This window comes from Nocardia farcinica (genome assembly GCF_029867845.1).
GTDB classification, from domain to species: domain Bacteria; phylum Actinomycetota; class Actinomycetes; order Mycobacteriales; family Mycobacteriaceae; genus Nocardia; species Nocardia farcinica_A.
In genome coordinates, this window is sequence record NZ_JARWRU010000605.1 from 1 (window position 1) to 1,696 (window position 1,696).

The 1,696-nt window shown below is 69.5% G+C and carries 1 protein-coding gene and 1 pseudogene; one reads left to right on the plus strand and one right to left on the minus strand.

The window, feature by feature from the left end:
• Positions 1–331, minus strand: a pseudogene (locus QH283_RS13285) (sensor histidine kinase); the annotation flags it as partial.
• Positions 332–1,062: 731 nt separating this feature from the next.
• On the opposite strand from QH283_RS13285, the gene QH283_RS13290 reads away from it, so the two are divergent.
• Positions 1,063–1,500: a type II toxin-antitoxin system Rv0910 family toxin gene (locus QH283_RS13290; protein WP_280503309.1), complete on the plus strand. Its 438-nt coding sequence runs from the start codon at positions 1,063–1,065 to the stop codon at positions 1,498–1,500.
• Positions 1,501–1,696: the final 196 nt, after the last annotated feature.

Sequence of the window (1,696 nt, forward strand, 5' to 3'; positions counted from 1 at the left end):
GGTCGGTGGTCTCGGCCTGCACCAGCCGGAGCCCGTCGGCGTAGCGCTCGCCTGCCCAGTTCAACACCTGCGCGAAGCGCGAATCCTGTAGTGCCACAGGAACTTCGACGGTGACATTCGGCGTCTCGTTGCGCCGCACCGCGTCGGTGATCGACGGCACGGTCTGCGAGGCGAAACGCTCGATGGCCTCGTCGCGCGCGTTCTGCTCGCGGGTGAGCTCGGCGACGCGGGCGCGTTCCTTGCGGATCGCGATCACGGCGTACGTGGCCACCGCCAGGACCAGGACGGGGGCCAGAATCCACGGAAGTAATACGGCGATATCCAAATTCATCAGTTCTCTCGTCATGAACGGCTACGAGTCTGTACCCGGAAACAGCACGTCACGGTCCCCGTGTCGACCCCCAGTCTGCGACCACAGAACTCGTTTCGCCTTTCCTCGGGATTTTTCCGACCTGTCGTGCTCGATCGGTTTCGGTTACCTGCCGAAAGGTGGCCGTTTCCAAGCGGCACAGCCGGTCCGAAGCGGCACGGGAGGCTCACCGCTCACCTCACAATGCCTGCGGGACAGGCGATCCGGGACGCACGATCACCGCCCGGACGCAGCATCCGATCGAACCGGAACCCGACGACGCGCCCACATTAGCAGCATTACGGCAAGGTCTCGACGTAACCTGGTGACCGGCAGGCGAATTACCGCCGCACGCACCGCCTGCCCACGGAAAACGGCAGCTCCAGGCCATGTCCGGCGTCTGCACCCCCAGACGCGGGCACTCTCGCACGCCCGCGACACTCCTCGACACGCCGACTCCGATACACCCCCCGACGCCTCCCAGCAACCTACCCGGCGGTAACGCGAATTCGATTTGCGCCGCCGCGAATCAGCCGGATCGCACTCGTGCGATCGCACGGTGCGCCAAGAAGGACCGGTCGCCGCGAGGTGCCCGCGATTCCAGGTGCCGGCGATTCCAGGCGCCGCGATTCCAGGCGCCCGCGATTCCAGGTGACCGCGATTCCAGGTGACCACGATTCCAGGTGACCTCGGTGCGCCCTAGCATGCGGGGCATGGCAAAACTGAAGGTCGCCGTCGATGTGCCGATCACGCCGGAGAAGGCCTGGGAGCACGCCTCGGATCTGGCCGAGCTGGGCAGCTGGCTGACCATGCACGAGGGCTGGCGGGGCGAGGTGCCCGCGGAGCTGACGCCAGGGGCGACCCTCGTCGGGGTGGCCACGGTGAAGGGGTTGCGCAACCGGGTGAGCTGGACGGTCGAGACGGCGCGGCCGCCGCGGGAGCTGGTGCTGCGCGGGGCGGGCAAGGGCGGCACCAGGTTCGGGCTCGGTATGACCGTCGCCGCGGCGGACGGCGGTTCCCGGGTGACCGTCGACATCGAGCTCGGCGGTGCGCCGCTGTTCGGCCCGATCGGGGCGGGGGTGGCCAAGGCGATCCGCGGCGACATCGAGCGCTCGCTGGACAACTTCGTCGCCCGCTACGGCTCCGCCTGAGCGCGATGTCCCGGCGGCCGCCGCGGCGCGTGGCGACCACACCGGACGGCGCCGCCCGTGCGGCGGCACCGCCCCCGGCGGGAGCCGGAACGACGAGCGCCGGCCGCGGCGTGTGCCGCGACCGGCGAAGGACGGGAGGTCAGGTGCTCAGTGCACCACGAGCGCGGGGTCGGCGTCCTTGACCGCGGGCCTGGTC

Excerpts from the sequence above, each read along its gene's own strand:
- QH283_RS13290 (WP_280503309.1), top strand. The coding sequence starts at position 1,063 with ATGGCAAAACTGAAGGTCGCCGTCGATGTGCCGATCACGCCGGAGAAG.